Below are 22,121 nucleotides of genomic sequence, written 5' to 3' on the forward strand. Positions count from 1 at the left end.
CGACCTCACCAACCCCGTCGCCAACATCACCGCGGCCGCCAACTACGCCGCCGACCGCTACGGATCCATCGACAACGTCAACTCCGCCTACTGAGTCACGGAGTCGTACCGGCACGGCACCGTGACGCGCCGAATCGCCACGGACAGCGCGCGCAGCGCGGAAATCGCTCGCCGAACGGATCGGCGCTCTGCTTGGCTCGCCCCATGAGTGATCTCCACATCCGCTGCGCCGGTCCCGGCGACGTCGACGCCGTGTTGAGCTTCTGGCTCGAAGCCGCAGAAGGAACGAGCGTCAGCGACGACCACGACGGGGTGTCCCGGCTCATTTCGAGAGACCCCGAAGCCCTGCTTCTGGCGGAGCAAGGCAGTCGTCTCGTGGGAACCGTCATAGCCGGTTTCGACGGCTGGCGGTGCTCCGCCTACCGACTGGCCGTGCACCCCGACCACCGCCGGGAAGGCATCGCCACCGCCTTGACGGAGGCGGCGGAACAGCGATTCCTCAGCCTCGGCGGGCGGCGGGTCGACGCCATGGTCCTGGAAGCCAACGAGCGGGCGCACCGCACATGGGCCGCGAGTGGCTACCACCGCGAGGACCACTGGCGGCGCTGGGTGAAGCCGCTCACGGACTGAGAAGATCACCGGGAGATCGATCGACTTTGCTGATCCTTTACTATGGATGTTCCTCTGTCCGATCCTTCCGAAAGGTGTGAGCGTCCGCCCATGGGCGAGCCTCCCAGTAGCCGGTATCGCCGGCACCGAGCGATCCTCCTGCCCCTCCCCGATCATGGGACGGAGGTGAACCGATGACCGAAGTGCTCCTGCTGCTCGTGGCAGTACTGCTCTCCCTGGCCTGCGGCGCCTTCGTCGCGGCCGAGTTCTCTCTGACGACGGTCGAGCGCGGCCAGCTCGAACGGGCCGTCGAGCGGGGTGAGCGGGGCGCGGCGAGCGCCATGAAGGCCGTGCGCAGCCTCACCTTCCAGCTCTCCGGCGCTCAGCTCGGCATCACCGTCACCAACCTGGTGGTCGGCATGCTCTCCGAACCGTCCATCGCGAAGCTGATCCGCGGTCCGGTGGAGGCGGTGGGCCTGTCCCCGAGCGTGGCGTCCTCGGTGGCCCTCGTCCTGGGAACCGCGCTGTCCACCGTGTTCCTGATGATCGTCGGCGAACTCGTCCCGAAGAACTGGGCGATCTCCTCCCCTCTCGCCGTGGCGAAGACCGTCGCCACGCCGCAGCGGGCCTTCACCGCCGTCTTCCGGCCCTTCATCAGCCACCTGAACAACACCGCCAACCGGATCGTGCGCCGCTTCGGCCTGGAACCGGCCGAGGAGCTGGCCTCCGCGCGCAGCCCGCAGGAGCTGGCGGCGCTGGCCCGGCACAGCGCGAAGGAAGGTGCGCTGGAGGCGGACACGGCGGAGCTGTTCCTCCGCACGCTGAATCTGTCGGAGCTCACGGCGGAGAACGTGATGACCCCCCGGGTCCAGGTCACCGCGCTGGAGGCGCAGGCGACGGTCGAGGACGTCGCGAACGCCACCCGGGCGACGGGCCTGTCCCGTTTCCCCGTCTATCTCGGCAGCCTGGACACCGTCGTCGGTGTGGCCCACATCAAGGACGTGCTGGCCATCCCCGCAGAGCTGCGGTCCCGGACGCGCGTCTCGGAGATGCTGCGCGAACCGCTGCTCGTGCCGGAGACCCTCACGGTGGACCGGCTCCTGGACCGGTTGTCCGGCAAGCTCGCCATGGCCGTCGTCATCGACGAGTACGGCGGCACGGCCGGAGTCGTGACGCTGGAGGACATCGTCGAGGAAGTGGTCGGTGAGGTGCGTGACGAACACGACCCGCACGAGACCGCGGACCTCGCGCCGGCCGGCGAGGACGCCGACGGACGGACCCTGTGGTCGGCCGACGGCGCCGCGCGCGTCGACCAGCTGAAGACGATCGGACTGCGGGTGCCGGACGGACCGTACGAAACACTCGCCGGGCTCGTCGCCACCGAGGTCGGCCGTATCCCCTCCGTGGGTGACTCGGTCGAGCTGGCGGGCTGGCGGATCGACGTGGTCGACGCATCGGGGCGCCGCGCCGCGCGGGCCCTGCTGCACGCTCCGCTGCCCGGCGACGACGAGCAGACGGAGGACGCACGATGATCGCCGTCCAGCTCTTGATCGGTCTGATGACCCTGGTCGTCAACGCCTTCTTCGTCGGGGCGGAGTTCGCGCTGATCTCCGTACGCCGCAGCCAGATCGAGCCCGCGGCCGAGGCGGGGGACAGGCGGGCGCGAAGCGTCGTCTGGGGCCTCGAACACGTATCGGCACTGCTCGCGGCGGCGCAGCTCGGCATCACCCTCTGCACGCTGGTGCTCGGCATCGTCGCCGAGCCGGCCTTCGCGCATCTGCTGGAGCCCGTCTTCGATGCGGTGGGCATGCCGCACGGGCTGATCCATCCGATCTCGTTCGTGATCGCGCTGTCCGTGGCGACGTATCTGCACATGCTCCTCGGCGAAATGGTGCCGAAGAACATCGCCCTGGCCGAGCCCGTCCGCGCCGCGCTGGTGCTCGGCCCCCCGCTGGTGGCCCTGGCCAGGGCGCTGCGCCCGGTGATCTTCGCGATCAACGCCCTCGCCAACGGGATACTCAAGATCCTGCGGGTCGAGCCGAAGGACGAGGTGTCCGCCACGTTCTCCGACGACGAACTGGCCCGGCTGGTGACGGACGCAGGTGACGCCGGGCTGGTCGACGACCGCTCGGCCGAGCGGCTGCACCACGCCCTCGAACTGGGCCGTCGCCCGGTGCGGGACGTGGTGATGCCGGTCGACCAGGTCACGTACGCCAGGATCGGGACCACACCGGAGCAACTGGAACAGCTCTCGTACGAGAGCGGGTTCTCGCGCTTTCCCGTGATGGACAGCGAGGAGCGGATCCTGGGCTACCTCCATGTGAAGGACGCCCTCGATGCCACGCCGCGCGATGTGCCCTTCCCGGTGACCGCGATGCGCCCCATCGCCCGGGTCCGGGCCGACACCCCGCTGGACGACGTCCTGACCGCGCTGCGGCGCAGCCGTACGCATCTGGCGGCTGTTCTCGACGAGGACGACCGGCTGGCCGGAATGGTCACCATGGAGGACGTGCTCCGCGAACTGGTCGGGCGCCCGAAGGCACGCTGACCGGTGCAGGGGACGCGGTGCGGCTTCCGGCCGCGTCCCCTGCGCGCACCGGCGGGGTCCGCGGCCCGCCCCGTGGACCGGCGGCCCGGTCGGAGCTGAGCGACCGCGGACTCCGGAAGGCGCCGGACCCCACCGCGATACGATGCGCATCGCCATGGAAATAAATGCCTCCTACAGCAGTCTTGTCGCGGTCGGCGACTCGTTCACCGAGGGCATGTCGGACCTGCTGCCCGACGGTTCGTACCGCGGCTGGGCCGATGTCCTCGCCGGCCGGCTCGCCGTCCGTACGCCTGGATTCCGCTACGCGAATCTCGCCGTCCGGGGCAAGCTGATCGGCCAGATCGTCGACGAACAGGTCGATGTGGCCGCCGCCCTGCAGGCGGATGTCGTCACACTCGTCGGCGGGCTCAACGACACACTGCGGCCCAAGTGCGACATGGGCATGGTCCGCGGACGGCTCGAAGAGGCGGTGGAACGTCTCGCGCCCTCGTGCAAGCAACTCGTGCTCATGCGTAGCCCGGGGCGCAACGGCCCGGTGATGGAGCGTTTCCGTCCGCGGATGGAGGAGCTGTTCTCCCTGGTCGACGACTTGGCGGCCCGGCACGGAGCGCTGGTCGTCGATCTGTACGGAGCACCGGCGCTGGGCGATCCCCGGTTGTGGGACGTCGACCGGCTGCATCTGACGGCCGACGGACACAGCAGGGTGGCCGAGGCGGTCTGGCAGACGCTGGGGCTGCCTCCGGAGAACGACTGGCGGACGGCACTGCCCGCCGCCGTACCGCCCAGGTGGGCCCGACGACGCGTCGATGACGTCCGCTTCGCCCGCGAGCACCTGATGCCGTGGATCGGGCGCCGGCTGACCGGCCGCTCCTCCGGGGACGGACGGACGGGCGCCCAGTACAGCTCCGAACTGGGGAGGGCGTTCTGGGTCACCCCCGAGGACGCCCGGGACCCCGGCCCCGTGGCAACGTGGCGCCGGGTCGACCCGGCTCCGCTCCCGTAGCAGCCCACGAACCGGACCGCGGCGCCGGCCCGCACACCGTTCACGGCGGGGTGGCTGAGCCACGAGTGCCGCGCGTCGTGGAGTCGCACCCTTCGCATCTCCGGCTCACGCATGAGCCGGTAGGCGTGCTCGCGAAGGAGCCGCTTCGAGTGAATTCCCGGCATGTTCCCGCCGAGTGGGTTCCGCCGAGCAGGAGTCCACGCCCACGCTCGGTCAGGACTGATCGCAGCCACCGGGAGATCGCCGTGCACATCCTGCTTGTCGCAAGCGCCTTCAACAGCCTCACCCAACGTGTCCAGGCGGAGCTGAGGGACCACGGGCACTCCGTCGCCGTGCAACTCGCGCACGAGGAAGGCCCGGTCCGGGAAGCCGTCAGCCGGGAGGGCCCGGACCTTGTTGTGGCGCCGTACCTGAAGACCGCGATCCCGAGGGACGTCTGGTCGGTCCACACCTGTCTCGTCGTCCATCCGGGGCCGGTCGGCGACCGCGGGCCCTCCTCCCTGGACTGGGCCGTCCACGAGGGAGCGGACCGCTGGGGCGTCACCGTGCTCCAGGCGAACGCGGAGATGGACGCGGGCGACGTCTGGGCCTCCGTGCCCTGTCCGCTGCCCCCGGTGGGCAAGAGCGACCTGTACCGCAACGAGATCTCGGACGCCGCCGTGCAGGCGGTGCTTCTGGCGGTCGGACGCTTCGCATCGGGGACGTACACCCCGGCGCCGCAGGCCTCCGGCGCCGGCGAAGGCTGCCGCCCCCTGTTCCGCCAGTCGCTGCGTCGCATCGACTGGCAGTCGGACTCCACCGCGACGGTGGTCCGCAGGCTCAGGGCGGCGGACTCCCAGCCAGGTGTGCTCGACGAGTTGCTGGGCGGCGAGTGGTTCCAGCACGGCGGGTACCCCGAGTCCCGGCTGGGCGGGCGTCCGGGAGATGTGGTGGCCACCCGGGACGGCGCGATCTGCCGGGCGACCACGGACGGCGCGGTGTGGATCCCCGAGCTGCGGCCACGGCGGGCGCCGGGCGGCCCGGCCACCTTCAAGCTCCCCGCCACCTCGGCGCTGGCCGGGCGGCTGTCCGCCGTACCCGAGCGGCCGGCTCCGCTGCACCGGACCGGGGACGACGACACCTGGTCCGAGATCGGCTACCGGGAGGAGGCCGGGACCGGCTTCCTGTCGTTCTCGTTCCGTGGCGGCGCGATGAGCACGGCGCAGTGCCAACGCCTGCTGCGCGCCTACCGGTTCGCCTGCTCCCGGCCGACCTCGGTGCTGGTCGTCGGCGGCGGCCGGGACTTCTTCTCCAACGGCATCCACCTCAACGTGATCGAGGCGGCGGCCGATCCCGGCGCCGAGTCCTGGGCCAACATCAATGCCATGGACGACCTGGTGGAGGCGGTGCTGACCACCACGGACCGGCTCGTCGTCGCCGCCCTGGCCGGGAACGCCGCGGCGGGCGGGGTGATGCTGGCCCTGGCAGCCGACGAGGTGTGGTGCAGGGCGGGCGCGGTATTCAATCCGCACTACCGCCTGATGGGGCTGTACGGATCGGAGTACTGGACGTACACGCTGCCGCGGCGGGTGGGTGCGGCGGCGGCCGACCGGCTCATGCGGGACGCCCTGCCGGTCAGCTCCACCGCGGCCCATCGGCTCGGGCTGGTCGACGGGGTGATCCCGTGCACCCCCCAGTCGTTCGACTCGGAAGTCGGCGCCCTGGCGACCCGCCTGGCAGCCCTGCCCGCGACGCAGTCCCGGATCCACGCGAAGAAGGAGGAGCGGGACCGGGTCGACCTGGCCCCGTACCGGGAGGCCGAACTCGTCCGCATGCACCGCATCTTCGCGGACCCGCACCACCCGTACCACGGGCTGCGCCGGGCCTTCGTCCGCAAGGAACGCCCGGCGCCCGGCACCGCGGTCCCGCAGCCCCCGTTCCCCCGGGGCTGACCGCGGTGCGGCGGCGGAGGGGCTACCGCTGCTCCGCCAGCCAGTCGTACCAGTGGGCCAGGCCCTCGCCGGTGGTCGCGGAGACCGTCAGCACGCGCACGTCCGGGTTCACCGAGCGCGCGTGCTGCGCGCACTGCTCGATGTCGAAGTCGACATGGGGCAGGAGATCGGACTTGTTGATCAGGATCAGGTCGGCAGCGGCGAACATGTACGGGTACTTCAGCGGTTTGTCCGTGCCTTCGGTGACCGAGATGATCACGACCTTGCTGCGCTCCCCCAGGTCGAACAGGGCAGGGCACACCAGGTTTCCGACGTTCTCCACCATGAGCAGCGATCCCTCGGCCGGGGACAGCGCCGTGAGGGCGTCCCGCATCATCTCCGCGTCGAGGTGGCACCCCGCCCCCGTGTTCACCTGCACCACGGCGCAGCCCGTACGCCTGATCCGGTCGGCGTCGAGCCTCGTCTCCTGATCGCCCTCGATGACGGCCATCGGCCGGCGGCCGCCGAGGTCGGTGACGGCGCGTTCCAGAAGGGTGGTCTTGCCCGCGCCCGGCGAGCTCATCACGTTCACGGCCACGACGCCGCGGTCGGTCATCCACGTCCGGTTGCGCTCCGCGAGCAGGTCGTTCTTGGCGAGTACCTTCTGCTCGATGGTGACCGTCTCACCGGCTCCACTCGGCTGACGACGCTCGTGCGGACGAGGGTGCGGGTGCGGATGCGGATGTCCGTGGTCCGGTGCACCATCCTCCCGCAGCATCACGATCCTGGTCCCGCCGGACTCCTCGGCACAGCCGCAGGTACCGCACATGGTTCAGCCCACTTCCATGGAGACGATCTGCAGTTCCTGTCCCGATGTGATCTCCACATCCGCGCTGCCGCAGGGACACAGCAGAATCAGGTCGGTCAGGGTGAATTCGACGGCACAGGTACGGCAGCGGCCGGCGCCGGGCGGCTGGTCGATCTCCAACTGCGCGCCCTCGGCGGCCGTTCCCTCCGTGACCAGGCCGAAGCAGAACCGCATCGAGTCGGGCACCACGGCCGTGAGCACGCCGACGCGGACGCGGACCGAGCGGACCGGACGCCCCCCGGCGCGTTCGCACACCGAGTCGACGACGCTCTGTGTGATGGCCAGCTCGTGCACCGGTGCCTCGTCCTTCCGCGGGTGGCTCCGACCGTAGGGCCACGGGAGGACCGTGGCGCCGCCCGACGGGACCGGTCCCCCGCCCGGACCACCCGAGCGGCCCACCGCATGCCGTCATTCGGCCCCCGGTGACGAGCCGGGGCGGCGAATTCCCCTGTTGCCGGTGCTCGCGAATCGAGGCGTGATGGTAGCAATGTGCGCGTACCCACCCGTGGGGGCCGATGGCCGGTTGGGCCGTCATTCCGAAAGGCGACACAGCCATGCCGACAAAGGAAGCGGTAAAGGCGGAGGACACACTGATCCACGTGCTGTGGATCAACGCAGGACTGAGCTGCGACGGCGATTCCGTCTCCCTGACCGCCGCCACGCAGCCGAGCATCGAGGAAATCGCGCTCGGCGCCCTGCCGGGACTTCCGCAGGTAGCTGTCCACTGGCCGCTCATCGATTTCGAATGCGGCCCGAACGGCGGCGCCGATGATTTCCTCGAATGGTTCTTCAAGGCCGATCGCGGAGAACTGGAACCGTTCGTCCTGGTGGTCGAGGGATCCATTCCGAACGAGCGGTTGCACGACGAGGGCTACTGGTGCGGGTTCGGCAACGATCCCGCCACCGGCCAGCCGATGACGACCAGCGAGTGGCTCGACCGGCTGGCTCCGAAGGCGACCGCGGTCGTCGCGGTCGGCACCTGCGCGACGTACGGCGGCATCCACGCCATGGCGGGCAACCCGACCGGCGCAATGGGGGTTCCCGACTACCTGGGCTGGGACTGGAAGTCCAAGGCCGGCATCCCGATCGTGTGCGTACCCGGATGCCCCATCCAGCCGGACAACCTCTCGGAGACGCTCACCTACCTGCTCTACATGGCCACCGACCAGGCCCCGATGATCCCGCTCGACGACGCGCTGCGGCCGACGTGGCTGTTCGGGTCGACGGTCCACGAGGGCTGCGACCGAGCCGGGTACTACGAGCAGGCCGACTTCGCGACGGAGTACGGCTCGCCGAAGTGCATCGTCAAGCTGGGCTGCTGGGGCCCCGCGGTCAAGTGCAACGTGCCCAAGCGCGGCTGGATGAACGGCATCGGCGGCTGCCCCAACGTCGGTGGCATCTGCATCGGCTGCACCATGCCCGGGTTCCCGGACAAGTTCATGCCGTTCATGGACGAGCCCCCCGGCGGAAAGCTCTCGACCAACGCGGTCGGGCCGTACGGGTCGACGATACGGCGGCTGCGCCACCTCACCACCCACGCCCTGGACCGCGAACCGAAATGGCGTAAGCCCGGCGGGAAACTCACGACCGGCGCCACACGCACCTGGTGAGTGACCTCGTACATCACAGCAACGAACAGAAAGAAGAGACGGCCAATGACCGCGACGCAGCACAAAGGTGCCGGAGGCGGCCAGGGCAAGAACGACCTGGTCGAAATGGCGTGGGATCCCATTACCCGGATCGTCGGCAGCCTGGGTATCTACACGAAGATCGACTTCAAGCAGAAGGTGGTCGCCGAGTGCCACAGCACCAGCTCCATCTTCCGGGGCTATTCGGTCTTCATGAAGGGAAAGGACCCGCGCGACGCGCACTTCATCACGAGTCGCATCTGCGGAATCTGCGGTGACAACCACGCCACATGTTCCTGCTACACGCAGAACATGGCGTACGGGGTGAAGCCGCCGCACCTCGGCGAATGGATCGTGAATCTCGGCGAGGCCGCGGAGTACATGTTCGACCACAACATCTTCCAGGAGAACCTGGTCGGGGTCGACTACTGCGAGAAGATGGTCGCGGAGACCAACCCCGGGGTGCTGGAACAGGCCAACCGCACCCCCTCCCCGCACGCCGACGCGCACGGATACAGGACGATCGGCGACATCATGCGGTCGCTGAACCCGTTCACCGGCGAGTTCTACCGCGAAGCGCTCCAGGTCAGCCGGATGACCCGGGAGATGTTCTGCCTGATGGAGGGCCGGCACGTCCACCCCTCCACGCTCTATCCCGGCGGGGTCGGCACCGTGGCGACCATCCAGCTGATGACGGACTACATCACCCGCCTCCAGCGGTACGTCGAGTTCATGAAGAAGGTCGTGCCGATGCACGACGATCTCTTCGACTTCTTCTACGAGGCCCTGCCGGGGTACGAGCAGGTCGGCAACCGGCGCATCCTGCTGGGCTGCTGGGGCTCCTTCCAGGACCCCGAGCACTGCAACTTCGAGTACAAGGACATGACCGACTGGGGCCGGAAGATGTACGTCACCCCCGGTGTCGTCGTCGACGGGAAACTGGTCACCACCGACCTGGTGAAGATCAACCTCGGCATCCGGATCCTGCTCGGTTCGTCGTACTACAACGACTGGGACGAGCAGGAGACCTTCGTCTCCCACGACCCGCTCGGCAATCCGGTCGACCGGCGCCACCCATGGAACCAGCACACCAACCCGCAGCCGCAGAAGCGGGACCTGGACGACAAGTACAGCTGGGTCATGTCACCGCGGTGGTTCGACGGCAAGGACTACCTGGCGCTCGACACGGGCGGCGGGCCGCTCGCGCGGCTGTGGACCACCGCGCTGGCCGGTCTGGTCGACATCGGCTACATCCAGGCCACCGGCCACAGCGTCAAGATCAACCTCCCCAAGACCGCCCTCAAGGGGCCGGTGGAGCTGGAGTGGCACGTCCCGAAGTGGAGCAACACCATCGAGCGCAACCGGGCACGCAGCTACTTCCAGGCCTACGCGGCCGCCTGTGCACTGCACTTCGCGGAGAAGGCGCTCGTGGAGATCCGCTCCGGGAACACCAAGACCTGGGAGAAGTTCGAGGTGCCCGAGGAGGGCGTGGGCTGCGGGTTCACCGAGGCGGTACGGGGCGTCCTCTCGCACCACATGGTGATCCGGGACGGCAAGATCGCCAACTACCACCCGTACCCGCCGACTCCGTGGAACGCGAGCCCCCGCGACACGTACGGCACGCCGGGTCCCTACGAGGACGCCGTGCAGGGGCAGCCGATCTTCGAGGAGAACGACCGGGAGAACTTCAAGGGCATCGACATCATGCGCACGGTGCGCAGCTTCGACCCCTGTCTGCCCTGCGGTGTGCACATGTACCTCGGCGAGGGCAAGAAGCTGGAACTCCTGCACTCCCCCACCCAGTCCGCGGGCAGTGAATGATGGCGCGGGAGGAGTCCCCGGCCGCGCCCGACTGGCGGACGACCGGTGAGCGCATCGACACCCTGATCGCCGCCAGCGGCTCGGGCGGCGCGATCGCCCGCGAGCGCAGCGAGGAACTGGTCCGGCTCGTCGCCGACTTCTACGGTGCCGGGCTGGAACGGCTGCTCGACCTCGTGCACGAACAGGGGCGGCTGGACGACGACGTCCTGGCCGCCCTGGCCGACGACGAGCTGGTGGCCGGCGTCCTGCTGGTGCACGGGCTGCATCCCTACGGCGTGGAGACCCGGGTCGAGCGGGCGCTGGAGAGCGTACGACCGTATCTGGGGTCGCACGGCGGTGATGTGGAGCTGCTCGCCGTCACCGACGAGGGCGCCGTCCGGTTGCGGCTGCTGGGCAGTTGCGACGGCTGCCCGTCGTCCTCGGTCACGCTCAAGCTGGCCGTGCAGGGTGCAGTGGAGGCGGCGGCGCCGGAGATCACCTCGATCGAGGTCGAGACCGCGGCCGACGAGGACGCCGGGGCAGCGGGGCCGCTGGTACCGGTGGACTCGCTGTTCGCCCGGCTGCACGCGGAGTCCGGGACGGCCGGCGACGGCGCGTCGTGGGAGGTCGTACCGCAGCTGTCGGGGCTGGAGCCCGGCACCGTGGCCCGGGTCGGTGTCGGCACGATGCGGGTGGTGGCCTGCCGGGTGGGCACGGATCTCTTCGCCTTCGAGGACCGGTGCGCGCGCTGTGAGCGGCCGTTCGAGGGTGCCACGCTGGCGCGGCGGCTGGGCGGCCGTTCCGGGGACGCGATCCTGCGTTGCGCCGGGTGCCGCGCGCACTACGACGTACGGCGGGCCGGGGTCTGCCTCGACGGGGACAGTGTGCACCTGGCCCCGCTGCCCCTGCTGTCGGACGGTGCCACGGTCTCGGTGTCGGTCCCCGCGGCGGTGGCGCGGTGATCGCCGGCGGCCGTTCCGCCTCGCCGGCCTCCACCCTGCTGCGGCTCACGCGCAACCGGCCTCGGCCGCCCGCCGGTGAGCGCTGCGAGATGTGCGCGGAACCGATCGGCGAGAGCCACCCCCATGTGGTGAACCTCGACAGCCGCGCCCTGATGTGCGGGTGCCGGGCCTGCTATCTGCTGTTCACCGACGAGAACGCGGAGCTGCGCTACCGGGCGGTCCCCGAGCGCTATCTGCACTTCGCCGGGCTGACGGTGGACGGGCGCGCCTGGGACGAGTTGCAGATTCCCGTGGGGCTCGCCTTCCTGTTCCGCAACTCCGTCCAGGACCGGATGGTCGCGTTCTATCCCGGGCCCGCCGGGGCCACCGAGTCGGAACTGCCGCTGGACGCCTGGGCGGCCGTCGTCGAGTCGAGCCCGGAGCTCGCCGTGCTGCGTCCGGACGTGGAGGCGCTGCTGATCCGGCGTACGGCGGAGAGCGAGGGGTCATGCCATCTGGTGCCGATCGACGCCTGTTACGAGCTGGTGGGGCAACTGCGCCGACTGTGGCGCGGGTTCGACGGTGGCACCGAGGCCCGTGCCGCGATGGACGGCTTCTTCGCGCGGGTGGCGGACCGCAGCCGGCCCGCCGCGGGGATCGGGGCGCCGTGAACGACTTCGCGTTCTCCGTGCTCGATGTCGTCGCCGAGCCGTACGCGGCCGCTCCGCAGCTGACCGCACGGCTGCGGATCGAGGAGCGGACGGGTCGGCGGATCCACGCCATCGCGCTGCACTGCCAGGTCCGCATCGAGCCGCAGCGGCGCCATTACGACGAGGCCGAACAGAGCGGCCTGGTGGCGCTGTTCGGCGGCCGGGACCGCTGGACGGACACCCTGAAGCCGTTCCAGTGGATGAGCTGCGACACCACCGTGCAGGGGTTCAGCGGTGCGACCGAGGTCGATCTAGCCCTGCCCTGCACATACGACTTCGACGTGATCGGTTCCCGCTATCTGCACGCCCTGGGCGAGGGTTCGGTGCCCCTCGCCCTGATGTTCTCCGGCACGGTCTTCACTCGCGGCAGCAAGGGCTTCGGGGTCGAGCAGGTGCCGTGGGACTGCGAGGCCCGGCACCCGATGCCGGTCGAGGTGTGGCGGCGCATGGTGGCGGCGCACTACCCGAGCACCGGATGGATCCGGCTGGACCACGAGGTGCTGGCGCGCTTCGCGGACTTCCGGGCCCGGCGCGGGCTGATCAGCTGGGACGAGACGGTCCAGGCCCTCCTGGCCGAGCACGACGAGGTGGTCCTATGAGTCTTGACCAGGTGCGTTCGATCGCCGACGCCGTCCTGTACGAGGGGTACCTCCTGTACCCGTACCGGGCGAGCTCGCACAAGAACCGGTCGCGCTGGCAGTTCGGGGTCCTCGGTCCGCCGCAGGCCACGGCGGCGAGTTTCGGCGAGGAGCCGGAGATGGAGATGCAGTGCCTGCTGGCACCGCGCGACGGGCCGGCGGCCGTCACCGTGCATCTGCGCTTCCTCCAGCTCCAGGTCCGCGAGGTGCGGAGCACGGGCGAGGACGGGGTGGACGTACCGGTCGAGCAGCTCACCGTCGACGGGGTGTCGGTAATGTCCTGGGACGAGGCCGTCGAGCGTGAAGTCGTTCTGACCGCCCTGCCGTTGGGGGAGGTGGCGGACGCCGTCCACGAGGTCCCGGGCGGCGAGGACACCGAGCCGGTCACCGACGCGCGGGGCGTGGTGGTGGGCCGGATCGTGCGGCGGCGGCTGCCGTTGGCGGTCCGGGTCCGCACGCGAGCCGTCGTCGACGACGGATACGTGCGCCTCTCGGTGGCGGTGCGCAACGAGCATCCGGAGCCCGTGGCCACCAAGGACGCCGCGATCCGGTCCTCGCTGATCGGCGCGCATCTGCTGCTGCGGGCGCACGACGCCGAGTTCGTCTCGCTGCTCGAACCGCCCGCCGGGGCGGCAGCGGCCGCCGACCGTTGCCGGCAGCGCAGGTGCTGGCCCGTGCTGGCCGGCCCGAAGGGGACGACGGACACCCTGCTCGGTGCGCCGATCATCCTGTACGACTACCCGGAGGTCGCCGAGCAGAGCCCCGGCGCCCTGTTCGACTCGACCGAGATCGACGAGATCCTGACCCTCCGCGTGATGACCATGACGGAGGAGGAGAAGGCGGAGGCCAGGGCCACCGACCCCCGCGCCCGGGAGATCATCGACCGGTGCGACGGCATGTCGCCCGCCGACCTCCAGCAGCTGCACGGCCTGCTGCGCGACCCGCACCCGCCGCAGCCCGCGGCTCCCGTGGGCCCGGCGGCCGATGTCCGGGACGTGGAGCCCGCCGCCTTCGACACCGCGGGCGCCCCCTGGTGGGATCCGGCGGCCGACGCCTCGGTACGGCCCGGGAGCGACGCGGTCGTGATCGGCGGGGTCCGGGTTGCCAGTGGCAGCCTGGTCCGCGTCCACCCCTCCCGGCGGGCGGACGCGCAGGATCTGTTCTTCGCCGGCCAGGTGGCCCGGGTGACCGCCGTTCTCTCGGACGTGGACGGCGGTACGCACATCGCCCTGGTCCTCGTCGACGACCCCGCGTCGGACCTGCACGACTGGTACGGCCGCTACTTCTACTTCGCGCCCGACGAGCTGACACCCCTGAGCGTCGAGGAGACGGCGCAGCACCGAGAGGAGAACCGATCGTGAAGACCCTGGGCATCATCACCGCCGGAGCGGCCGCGGCCGCGGCGCTCGTCGCCGTGGCGGTCGGGATCAGGTCGATCCCCGACATCCGCCGCTACCTGCGCATCCGTTCGATGTGAACCCCGATCCGAGTGAAGTGAGTGAGGAGCACCCCATGGCTGAGACACCGGAGAAGAACAGCGGCGTCGAGGAGGAGCCGCAGGAGGAACGGGGCCCGAAGGGGTCCCGCGGCACCGGCTCGGACCGGCCGTCGGGCGGCCCGGCAGACCGCCCCTCGGGCACCTCGGACGAACACTCCGACACCTCCGTACACCCGGAGAGGACTCAGGACCCGGAATCGCCCGACCTCCGGTCCGGGGGCGGCTGAGCCGAGGATGACGACGGAACCTGACACGGCCGCCCGGGTGCTGGTCGCGGGCATCGGCAATCTGTTTCTCGGCGACGACGGCTTCGGCCCGGAGGTCGTGCGCCGGCTGGCCCGCGACGGCGCGATGCCCCCGCAGGTCCGGGTGGTGGACTACGGCATCCGCGGCATGCATCTCGCGTACGACCTGCTCGACGGGTACGACGCGCTGGTTCTGGTCGACGCGTACCCGGGGGGCGGCGCCCCCGGGGAGGTGACGGTGCTCCACATCGGCGTGGATGACCTCGGTTCGGGTGAATTCGACGCACATGGGATGAATCCGGTTGCTGTCCTAGCAAATCTGGGTCAACTGGGCGGTACGCTGCCGCTCACCTACCTCGTCGGCTGCACACCCGCCGGAGTCGAGGAGGGCATCGGGCTCAGCGAAGCCGTCGACAGCGTGGTGCCCGAGGCGATGCAGGCAGTGCACACCCTGGTCCGGCAGCTCGTGCCGTCCGTACCGACCGCGTCCGTGAACAGCACCGACCCCAGGAGATCCTGATCATGTGCCTAGGCATTCCTGGCCGCGTCGTGGAGATCGTGGACGGGTATGCGGGCCAGCTGGCTCTGGTGGACGTGGAGGGCGCCGAGCGCCGCGTCAACATCGGCATGCTCGACGAGGCACCCGGTCGCGACGACTGGGTGCTTCTCCATATGGGCTTCGCCGTCGAGCTCATCGACCGGGCGAAGGCCCGGGAGGCCCTGTCGGGACTGGAGATGATGGGCCGCGGCCGGGAGCAGCGGATCCGGCGCAGGTTCGAGGTGCGCGGCGTCGTGCAGGGCGTGGGCTTCCGGCCCTTCGTCTATGTCACCGCCTCGGAGCTGCTGCTCACGGGCTCGGTGACCAACACCGGCGACGGGGTGCTCGCCGAGGTCGAGGGAACGGCCGGGGCCGTGGAGGAGTTCGGCCGCCGTCTGAGCGCCGACGCCCCACCGCTCGCGGTCGTCGAGGACGTGCGGACGAGCGAGCAGCCGACGCGCGGCGGTACGGGCTTCACCATCGAGCGGTCCAGCGCGTCCGACCGGGCCAGGACGCTGGTCTCGCCCGACATCGCCACCTGCCGGGACTGCCTGGAGGAGCTGGGCGATCCGTCGAACCGGCGCTACCGCCACCCGTTCATCACGTGCACGCACTGCGGCCCCCGGTTCACGATCGTCACCGGCCTTCCGTACGACCGTGCCGCCACCACGATGGCGGACTTCGAGATGTGCGGGGCCTGCCGGGCGGAGTACGAGGACCCGCGCGACCGGCGCTTCCACGCCCAGCCGATCGCCTGTCCCGACTGCGGGCCACGGCTCGAACTGGTCGGCGGGGAAGGCGTGTCCCTGTCCCGTGACGAGGACGCTCTGCGTACGGCCCGGAAGCTCCTCGCCGAGGGCGGGATCATCGCGGTCAAGGGACTCGGCGGGTACCACCTGGTGTGCGACGCCCGCGACGACGCGGCCGTGGCGGAGCTGCGCCGACGCAAGCGGCGCGGTGGCAAACCGTTCGCGGTGATGGTGCCGGGACTGGACGTCGCGCGTGAGCTGGTGACTCTCACGGCGGACGAGGAGGAGCTCCTGAGCGGCGGGCGCCGGCCGATCGTCCTCCTCACCCGTCACGCCGCCGGGCCCGGGGCGGGGGTGTCCGACGCGGTGGCGCCCGGCAGCCCCCACCTCGGGCTGCTGCTTCCGTACACCCCGTTGCACGTCCTGCTCTTCGGAATCGGGGACGACGATCCGGGCCCGGACGCGCTCGTGATGACATCGGCCAATCTGTCGGGCGAGCCGATCGTCACGGACGACGGCGACGCGCTGGCCGTTCTGGCACCGCTGGTCGATGCCTGGCTACGGCACGACCGGCGCATCCATGTGCCGTGCGACGACTCGGTCAGCCGCTGGGCCGCCGGTGCCGAGCTGCCGCTGCGCCGCTCGCGCGGATACGCCCCGCTGCCGCTCGCGCTGCCCTTCGACGTGCCCCCGACACTCGCCGTGGGCGCCGACCTGAAGAACACCTGTGCGCTGGCCGAGGGCCGCTACGCCTGGCTGAGCCAGCACATCGGCGACATGGAAGACCTGTCCACGGTCGACGCTCTGACCCGGACCGAGAAGCATCTGGAGGACCTCACCGGGGTGGCGCCCACCCGGCTGGTGGCCGACCGCCACCCCGGCTACCACTCCGGCGACTGGGCTCGCGCCCACGCGGCCGGGCGGCCGGTCCGCACCGTGCAGCACCACCACGCGCACATCGCGTCCGTGATGGCGGAGCACGGCCTGGGTGCGGACGAGCGCGTGATCGGCATCGCCTTCGACGGCACCGGCCACGGCGCCGACGGGGCGGCCTGGGGCGGCGAGGTCCTGGTAGCCGGCTACGCGTCGTTCAGCAGGGCCGCGCACCTGGGTTACGTACCGCTGGCCGGGGGCGACGCGAGTGTGCTGCGGCCGTACCGGATGGCCCTCGCACATCTGCACGCGGCCGGCATCCCCTGGGACGACGACATGCCCCCGGTCCGTGCCTGCCCGCCCGCCGAACGCGACGTGCTGGCCCATCAGTTCGCCACAGGATTCGGCTGCGTGCCCACGTCGGGCATGGGCCGGCTCTTCGACGCGGTCGCGTCCCTGGCCGACGTCCGGCACGTGGTGGCGTACGAGGCGGAGGCGGCCATGGAACTGGAAGGGCTGGCCCGTACCGCGGCAGCCGGCTCCGCCGCACCGGAAGGCGGCTACCGCTTCGGCATCCGGCCCGGGAAGAGGGAGGAACCCGCCGTCGCGGATCCGGGCCCGGTCGTTCGGGCCGTGGTGTCCGACGTACGGGACGGCGTTCCGGCCGGGCTGGTCGCCGCGCGCTTCCACGCCGCCGTCGCCGCTCTGACCACCCGCCTCGCGGACCTCTGCCGCACGCGCACCGGCCTCGACACCGTGGCGCTGGGCGGCGGTGTCTTCCAGAACGCCGTGCTGCTCGAGGCGACGCAACGCGGCCTGACCGAGCGAGGCTTCACCGTCCTGCGGCCGCGCCTGCTCCCCCCGAACGACGGCGGGATCGCCCTCGGCCAGCTCGTGATCGCCGCATCGGGCTGACGCCGCCGCACGACCGTACCGCCGTACCGCCGTACCTCAAGAGGGATCCACAGAGGAGAGGGACCATGTGTCTGGCTGTTCCGGGGCGTGTCCTCAGTACCGCCGAAGTCGACGGCACCGTGATGGCCGAGGTCGATTTCGGCGGGGTGCGCAAGGAGGTGTGCCTCCAGTACATCCCCGATGCGACCGTCGGTGAATACGTCATCGTGCACGTCGGATTCGCCATCCAGCGCCTCGACGAACGGTCGGCCCTGGACACCCTTGCCGACTTCGAGCGGCTCGGCATCCTGGCCGAGGAGTTCGGGGACGGCTTCGAACGCGCAGCCCAGCAGGGTGCCTCTCATGAAGGAGCCGTCCGGTGAAGTACCTCGACGAGTTCAGTGACCCCGATGTCGCGAAGAAGCTGATCGACCAGATCCACTCGGCCACCACGCAGAAGTGGGCGCTGATGGAGGTCTGCGGCGGCCAGACCCACTCGATCATCCGGCACGGCATCGACCAACTGCTGCCGGACGGTGTGGAGATGATCCACGGACCGGGATGTCCTGTCTGTGTCACCCCGCTGGAGACCATCGACCGGGCGCTGGCGATCGCCGCCCGCCCCGGCGTCATCTTCTGCTCGTTCGGCGACATGCTGCGCGTGCCCGGCAGCAGCCAGGACCTGTTCTCCGTCAAGAGCGCCGGCGGCGACGTACGCGTGGTGTACTCGCCCCTCGACGCGCTGAAGATCGCCCGGGAGAACCCTGACCGCGAAGTCGTCTTCTTCGGAATCGGGTTCGAGACCACCGCCCCCGCGAACGCCATGACGGTGTACCAGGCCCAGCGGCTCGGGGTGCGGAACTTCTCCCTGCTGGTGTCCCATGTGCTGGTGCCGCCCGCGATCGCCGCGATCATGGAGTCCTCGACGTGCCGGGTGCAGGCGTTCCTCGCCGCAGGCCACGTGTGCAGTGTGATGGGGACGGCCGAGTACCCGCCGCTGGCCCGGAAGTACAAGGTGCCGATCGTGGTCACCGGCTTCGAGCCGCTGGACATCCTCGAAGGAGTCCGCCGGACCGTCGTCCAGCTGGAGGCGGGCCGGCACGAGGTGGAGAACGCCTACCCCAGGGCCGTGCGCGAGGAGGGCAATGTGCCCGCCATGGAGATGCTCGCCGACGTCTTCGAGGTGACCGACCGGACCTGGCGCGGCATCGGGGCGATTCCCCGCAGCGGCTGGCGGCTCTCCGAGAAGTACCGGGCGTTCGACGCGGAGCAGCGGTTCGACGTGACGGACATCTGCACCGCCGAGTCGTCGCTCTGCCGCTCGGGCGAGGTCCTCCAGGGTCTGATCAAGCCGCACCTGTGCGAGGCGTTCGGCAAGGAGTGCACGCCGAGGAACCCGCTCGGCGCCACCATGGTGTCGTCCGAGGGCGCGTGCGCCGCGTACTACACCCACCGCCGCCTGGAACTGGTCGATGCGAAGTGAGTGACGCGATGCAGGACGTGACCGCCGTGGTGAACGATGTGCCCGACCTCGACATCGAGGGGTGGGCCTGCCCAGTACCGCTGCGGGACATCCCGTCCGTCGTCATGGGCCACGGGGGCGGCGGTGCGATGTCCGGTGAGCTGATCGAGCACCTGTTCCTGCCCGCGTACGGTGCCGCGGCCACCGCCGACCTCGGTGACTCGGCCGTCCTGACGGTCGGCTCCGGCACCCGCCTCGCCTTCTCCACGGACTCGTTCGTGGTGAAGCCGATGTTCTTCCCCGGCGGGTCGATCGGTGACCTGGCGGTGAACGGCACGGTCAACGACCTGGCCATGTCGGGTGCGACGCCCCTGTTCCTGTCCACCGCCTTCATCCTCGCGGAGGGCACGGCGCTGAGCGACCTCGGCCGGATCGCGCGGGCCGTCGGCCGGGCCGCCGAGGACGCCGGCGTACGCCTGGTCACCGGAGACACGAAGGTCGTGGAGCACGGCAGTGGTGACGGCGTCTACCTCAACACCTCGGGCATCGGCGTGATCCCTCCGGGCGTCGACATCCACGCGCGCCGGGCGCTCCCCGGCGACGCCGTGCTCGTCAGCGGCGACATCGGCGTGCACGGTGTGGCCGTGATGAGCTGCCGGGAGGGCCTCGAGTTCGGTACGACGGTGGAGAGCGACACCGCCGCGCTGCACGGACTGGTCGCCGCCATGCTCGCCACCGGTACCGACCTCCATGTGCTCCGGGACCCCACGCGCGGCGGCGTCTCGGCTTCGCTGAACGAGATCGCCCGCGCCTCGGACGTGGGCATCGAACTGGTCGAGCGGCTGCTTCCCGTGCCGCCCACGGTGCGCGACGCGTGCAGTCTGCTCGGGCTCGACCCGCTCCAAGTGGCCAACGAAGGCAAACTGATCGCGATCGTCCCGGCCGAGGACGCGGACCGGGTGCTGGCCGCCATGCAGGCCCATCCCCTGGGCCGTTCCGCCTGCCGGATCGGCAGCTGCGTCCCGGATCACGCCGGGATGGTCGTGGCGAGGACGGGGCTGGGCGGGAGCCGGGTGATCGGGCTGCCGATCGGCGAACAACTACCGCGGATCTGCTGAGTGAGTGCCGAGGGCGCGCTGCTGTTCGCGCGATACGCCTACCCGCCCAACGAGCTGGGCTACTGCGGCCCCGCGGACGCGGCGGCCCTCCTGCGCCGCGACGCGACCGCCGACATCGAGCGGCGCGCCCGGCAGTTCGAGGGGGCCTGGTGCTATCTCCAGTTCCTCGCGGAGACGGCCGGGCTGGCGGACCCGCTCGATGTGCGGGTGGTCGAGGCGTACTGGATCGGCAACGAACTGCTGGACCGGGCCGATCCCGCCGCTCTGGTGGAGCGCATGACCGACCGGTTCCGGGGGCAGCTCGGCGGCACCTGGCGCGACGCCGGGCGGCGCGCCCTGGCCCATCACAGCTTCCAGGTGTTCGAGGTGTATCCATGGGCCCCGATGCTGCGGTCGGCAGGCCGGCCGACCGCCCTGTCCGTGCTCGACCAGTGCCGCATCCGTACGGGAGTGGTCGTGGCCGCCGACAGAGACCTCGCGACCGTGCGGGCACGCCCGCTGTGCTGGGACGGTGCGGGGCTGGCCGACGGGGCGTGGCGGGAGGAGACCGTACGCTGCTCGGCCGGTGGGCTGACGCTGCTCGACGGGCTGTCCGCCGGTGACCGGGTGGCGCTGCACTGGGACTGGGTGTGCGATGTGATCACCGATGACCAGGCCCGGCGCATCGAATTCCTTGAGGAGCGCCGACGCACCGAGTTGGGCCTCTCGTCCGGTGAACCGGGTCTCGGCATCCACGGCGCTCCGGGCTGACGGCCGACGGCTCCGTCGATTCCTGACCCAGCCGGTCGGCGTGACCATGGCGCCGGCTGGGCCGGTTCCCCAGGAAAGATCACCTTCGCCGTCGACCGGTCTTCGATCGCATGCGGACAGTACCGGGAAGGCACAGACATGCCTCACTCGAACACAGTTGCGAGGCTTTCAAGGTTCATCCGGCTTACGATGGCGTTGCCGCTCACGGGGGCGGCTTCCTGGACGAAGGCGACACAGTAGCGGTGCGCGCCGGCGACATCGACGAAGGCCTCCGTCGCGCCATGCACTTTCCTTCACGCGCATGATGTGCGCCCACGGGCGCTCCGTGCGGCACGGCGAGCGACCCGTATACGTTTCCGGCCGCGAGCCGACGGATTCCAAGAACACCCCTCAGATCGACGCGATATGCTGATGCAGATTGTGCAAGCCGTTTGCAAAATGAGGAGGGTCATGGCCACGCGGGCGACCGACGCCGGGACGAACCAGAGCGTCGAACGAGCGGTCTCGGTGCTGCGCGCACTCGACTCCGGCCGTCCGGAACTGCGCGTCTCCGACGTCGCCGAACTCACCGGACTGGGCTCCTCCACCACCTCCCGCCTCCTGTCCACCCTTGAGCGCCTCGACATGGTCGAACGCGACCCTGTCAGCAACCTCTACCGCCTCAGCCTCGGCATCCTCCCGCTCGCCGCCACCGCCGCCAATCGCCACCCCGTGCACCGCGCCGCCCGCATGGTCCTCCAGGACCTCGCCACCCGCACCGGACTCGGAGCCAACGTCGCCATCCGCCGCGACACCGAGCTGATGTTCCTGTGCAATTTCGAGGGAACCCGCGCCCCCAAGTCCTACACGCAGGCCGGACACACCGCCCCGCTGCACGCCACCAGCATCGGCAAGTGCCTCCTCACCGGCCTCACGCCCAAGGAGCGCCGCAAGCTCCTTCCCGAACCGCTCGCAGCGCACACCGACTACACGACCACCAGCCACGACCTCCTCGACACCGAGATCGACACCGTCCGCCGCACCGGCTACGCCATCGAAGCCGAAGAACGCGCCCTGGGCCGTGCTTCCCTCGCCGCGCCCGTCCGCGACGCCTCGGGTGACGTCGTCGCCGCCATCTCCCTGTGGGGCCCCACCTCCCTCCTCGGCAACCACACCGAAGCCGAAGGACAGCGCCTCGCCCTCACCCGCGAGGTCATCGAAGCCGCCGACGCCACCAGCCAGGCACTCGGCGCCCTCTGATACACGCGGCGAAGGGGCCCGGGGGGGGGGGAAAAAACCCCCCCAAGCGCCCCCCCCACCCCGCTCCGCACCACCCCCCCCTAACACGACCCCATTCGCC

22 protein-coding genes and 1 pseudogene are annotated in these 22,121 nt (G+C 70.5%); 21 read left to right on the forward strand and 2 right to left on the reverse strand.

Features of this window, described 5'->3' with window-relative positions:
• The 6 genes and pseudogenes from ACFVX4_RS37150 to ACFVX4_RS37175 form a co-directional block, all read left to right on the forward strand.
• Positions 1–94, forward strand: a pseudogene (locus ACFVX4_RS37150) (lytic transglycosylase); the annotation flags it as partial.
• Between the two features lie 110 nt (positions 95–204).
• Positions 205–630: a GNAT family N-acetyltransferase gene (locus ACFVX4_RS37155; protein ID WP_389986491.1), complete on the forward strand. Its 426-nt coding sequence runs from the start codon at positions 205–207 to the stop codon at positions 628–630.
• A gap of 173 nt (positions 631–803) precedes the next feature.
• The gene (locus tag ACFVX4_RS37160) at positions 804–2,141 is read left to right on the forward strand and encodes a hemolysin family protein (RefSeq protein ID WP_389986494.1); all 1,338 of its coding nucleotides are present in this window, start codon (positions 804–806) and stop codon (positions 2,139–2,141) included.
• Positions 2,138–3,157, forward strand: coding sequence for a hemolysin family protein (locus ACFVX4_RS37165; protein ID WP_389986497.1), 1,020 nt, complete (start codon positions 2,138–2,140; stop codon positions 3,155–3,157). The genes ACFVX4_RS37160 and ACFVX4_RS37165 overlap by 4 nt, the downstream gene beginning before the upstream one ends.
• Positions 3,158–3,311: 154 nt before the next feature.
• Complete coding sequence (locus tag ACFVX4_RS37170; protein WP_389986555.1) at positions 3,312–4,160, forward strand: SGNH/GDSL hydrolase family protein; 849 nt, start codon at positions 3,312–3,314, stop codon at positions 4,158–4,160.
• Between the two features lie 245 nt (positions 4,161–4,405).
• Positions 4,406–6,091, forward strand: a complete 1,686-nt coding sequence (locus ACFVX4_RS37175; protein ID WP_389986500.1) for an enoyl-CoA hydratase-related protein — start codon at positions 4,406–4,408, stop codon at positions 6,089–6,091.
• A gap of 22 nt (positions 6,092–6,113) precedes the next feature.
• On the opposite strand, the gene hypB is transcribed toward ACFVX4_RS37175, so the two are convergent.
• Complete coding sequence (gene hypB / locus ACFVX4_RS37180; RefSeq protein WP_389986503.1) at positions 6,114–6,899, reverse strand: hydrogenase nickel incorporation protein HypB; 786 nt, start codon at positions 6,897–6,899, stop codon at positions 6,114–6,116.
• Between the two features lie 3 nt (positions 6,900–6,902).
• Positions 6,903–7,232 carry a hydrogenase maturation nickel metallochaperone HypA gene (locus ACFVX4_RS37185; RefSeq protein WP_072486396.1) on the reverse strand — a complete coding sequence of 110 codons (330 nt, stop codon included), beginning with the start codon at positions 7,230–7,232 and terminating at the stop codon, positions 6,903–6,905.
• 260 nt (positions 7,233–7,492) lie between these two features.
• Here ACFVX4_RS37185 and ACFVX4_RS37190 point away from each other — a divergent pair, with 260 nt between their 5' ends.
• The 15 genes from ACFVX4_RS37190 (at position 7,493) to ACFVX4_RS37260 (ending at position 22,021) form a co-directional block, all read left to right on the forward strand.
• A complete protein-coding gene (locus ACFVX4_RS37190) occupies positions 7,493–8,548 on the forward strand; it encodes a hydrogenase expression protein HypE (RefSeq protein WP_389986506.1) in 1,056 nt (351 codons plus the stop codon).
• Between the two features lie 45 nt (positions 8,549–8,593).
• Entirely contained in the window at positions 8,594–10,387 is a 1,794-nt protein-coding gene (locus ACFVX4_RS37195; RefSeq protein ID WP_385330680.1) for a nickel-dependent hydrogenase large subunit, read from the forward strand.
• Positions 10,384–11,328 (forward strand): NifU family protein, encoded by a 945-nt coding sequence (locus ACFVX4_RS37200; protein WP_389986509.1) that lies wholly within the window; start codon positions 10,384–10,386, stop codon positions 11,326–11,328. Before ACFVX4_RS37195 ends, ACFVX4_RS37200 begins: the two co-directional genes overlap by 4 nt.
• Positions 11,325–11,978 (forward strand): DUF5947 family protein, encoded by a 654-nt coding sequence (locus ACFVX4_RS37205; protein ID WP_389986513.1) that lies wholly within the window; start codon positions 11,325–11,327, stop codon positions 11,976–11,978. The genes ACFVX4_RS37200 and ACFVX4_RS37205 overlap by 4 nt, the downstream gene beginning before the upstream one ends.
• Positions 11,975–12,616 carry a DUF6084 family protein gene (locus tag ACFVX4_RS37210; RefSeq protein ID WP_266422703.1) on the forward strand — a complete coding sequence of 214 codons (642 nt, stop codon included), beginning with the start codon at positions 11,975–11,977 and terminating at the stop codon, positions 12,614–12,616. Before ACFVX4_RS37205 ends, ACFVX4_RS37210 begins: the two co-directional genes overlap by 4 nt.
• Positions 12,613–14,016, forward strand: coding sequence for a hypothetical protein (locus ACFVX4_RS37215; protein WP_389986516.1), 1,404 nt, complete (start codon positions 12,613–12,615; stop codon positions 14,014–14,016). The genes ACFVX4_RS37210 and ACFVX4_RS37215 overlap by 4 nt, the downstream gene beginning before the upstream one ends.
• Positions 14,013–14,132: a DUF6893 family small protein gene (locus ACFVX4_RS37220; RefSeq protein ID WP_385819172.1), complete on the forward strand. Its 120-nt coding sequence runs from the start codon at positions 14,013–14,015 to the stop codon at positions 14,130–14,132. Before ACFVX4_RS37215 ends, ACFVX4_RS37220 begins: the two co-directional genes overlap by 4 nt.
• A 35-nt stretch (positions 14,133–14,167) precedes the next feature.
• Entirely contained in the window at positions 14,168–14,380 is a 213-nt protein-coding gene (locus ACFVX4_RS37225) for a hypothetical protein (protein WP_389986519.1), read from the forward strand.
• A 7-nt stretch (positions 14,381–14,387) separates the two neighbouring features.
• Positions 14,388–14,918 (forward strand): hydrogenase maturation protease, encoded by a 531-nt coding sequence (locus tag ACFVX4_RS37230; protein ID WP_389986522.1) that lies wholly within the window; start codon positions 14,388–14,390, stop codon positions 14,916–14,918.
• Positions 14,919–14,920: 2 nt separating this feature from the next.
• Entirely contained in the window at positions 14,921–17,473 is a 2,553-nt protein-coding gene (gene hypF / locus ACFVX4_RS37235) for a carbamoyltransferase HypF (protein WP_389986524.1), read from the forward strand.
• A 65-nt stretch (positions 17,474–17,538) separates the two neighbouring features.
• Positions 17,539–17,835, forward strand: coding sequence for a HypC/HybG/HupF family hydrogenase formation chaperone (locus tag ACFVX4_RS37240; RefSeq protein ID WP_389986526.1), 297 nt, complete (start codon positions 17,539–17,541; stop codon positions 17,833–17,835).
• Positions 17,832–18,935, forward strand: coding sequence for a hydrogenase formation protein HypD (hypD, locus tag ACFVX4_RS37245; RefSeq protein ID WP_389986528.1), 1,104 nt, complete (start codon positions 17,832–17,834; stop codon positions 18,933–18,935). The genes ACFVX4_RS37240 and hypD overlap by 4 nt, the downstream gene beginning before the upstream one ends.
• Before the next feature lie 8 nt (positions 18,936–18,943).
• Complete coding sequence (gene hypE / locus ACFVX4_RS37250; protein ID WP_389986531.1) at positions 18,944–20,032, forward strand: hydrogenase expression/formation protein HypE; 1,089 nt, start codon at positions 18,944–18,946, stop codon at positions 20,030–20,032.
• Positions 20,033–20,782, forward strand: coding sequence for a DUF6390 family protein (locus ACFVX4_RS37255; protein WP_389986534.1), 750 nt, complete (start codon positions 20,033–20,035; stop codon positions 20,780–20,782).
• A 450-nt stretch (positions 20,783–21,232) separates the two neighbouring features.
• On the forward strand, positions 21,233–22,021 hold the full coding sequence (locus tag ACFVX4_RS37260; protein ID WP_389986537.1) for an IclR family transcriptional regulator: 789 nt from the start codon (positions 21,233–21,235) through the stop codon (positions 22,019–22,021).
• Positions 22,022–22,121 lie beyond the last annotated feature (100 nt).

Origin of the sequence: Streptomyces sp. NPDC058240 (genome assembly GCF_042882135.1) — a bacterium.
In the GTDB taxonomy this organism is placed as follows: Bacteria; Actinomycetota; Actinomycetes; order Streptomycetales; family Streptomycetaceae; genus Streptomyces.

Coding starts and splice junctions, on each gene's coding strand:
- ACFVX4_RS37155 (WP_389986491.1), top strand. CDS start 205: ATGAGTGATCTCCACATCCGCTGCGCCGGTCCCGGCGACGTCGACGCC.
- ACFVX4_RS37160 (WP_389986494.1), top strand. CDS start 804: ATGACCGAAGTGCTCCTGCTGCTCGTGGCAGTACTGCTCTCCCTGGCC.
- ACFVX4_RS37165 (WP_389986497.1), top strand. CDS start 2,138: ATGATCGCCGTCCAGCTCTTGATCGGTCTGATGACCCTGGTCGTCAAC.
- ACFVX4_RS37170 (WP_389986555.1), top strand. CDS start 3,312: ATGGAAATAAATGCCTCCTACAGCAGTCTTGTCGCGGTCGGCGACTCG.
- hypB (WP_389986503.1), bottom strand. CDS start 6,899: ATGTGCGGTACCTGCGGCTGTGCCGAGGAGTCCGGCGGGACCAGGATC.
- ACFVX4_RS37190 (WP_389986506.1), top strand. CDS start 7,493: ATGCCGACAAAGGAAGCGGTAAAGGCGGAGGACACACTGATCCACGTG.
- ACFVX4_RS37195 (WP_385330680.1), top strand. CDS start 8,594: ATGACCGCGACGCAGCACAAAGGTGCCGGAGGCGGCCAGGGCAAGAAC.
- ACFVX4_RS37200 (WP_389986509.1), top strand. CDS start 10,384: ATGATGGCGCGGGAGGAGTCCCCGGCCGCGCCCGACTGGCGGACGACC.
- ACFVX4_RS37215 (WP_389986516.1), top strand. CDS start 12,613: ATGAGTCTTGACCAGGTGCGTTCGATCGCCGACGCCGTCCTGTACGAG.
- ACFVX4_RS37225 (WP_389986519.1), top strand. CDS start 14,168: ATGGCTGAGACACCGGAGAAGAACAGCGGCGTCGAGGAGGAGCCGCAG.
- ACFVX4_RS37230 (WP_389986522.1), top strand. CDS start 14,388: ATGACGACGGAACCTGACACGGCCGCCCGGGTGCTGGTCGCGGGCATC.
- hypF (WP_389986524.1), top strand. CDS start 14,921: ATGTGCCTAGGCATTCCTGGCCGCGTCGTGGAGATCGTGGACGGGTAT.
- ACFVX4_RS37240 (WP_389986526.1), top strand. CDS start 17,539: ATGTGTCTGGCTGTTCCGGGGCGTGTCCTCAGTACCGCCGAAGTCGAC.
- hypE (WP_389986531.1), top strand. CDS start 18,944: ATGCAGGACGTGACCGCCGTGGTGAACGATGTGCCCGACCTCGACATC.
- ACFVX4_RS37260 (WP_389986537.1), top strand. CDS start 21,233: ATGGCCACGCGGGCGACCGACGCCGGGACGAACCAGAGCGTCGAACGA.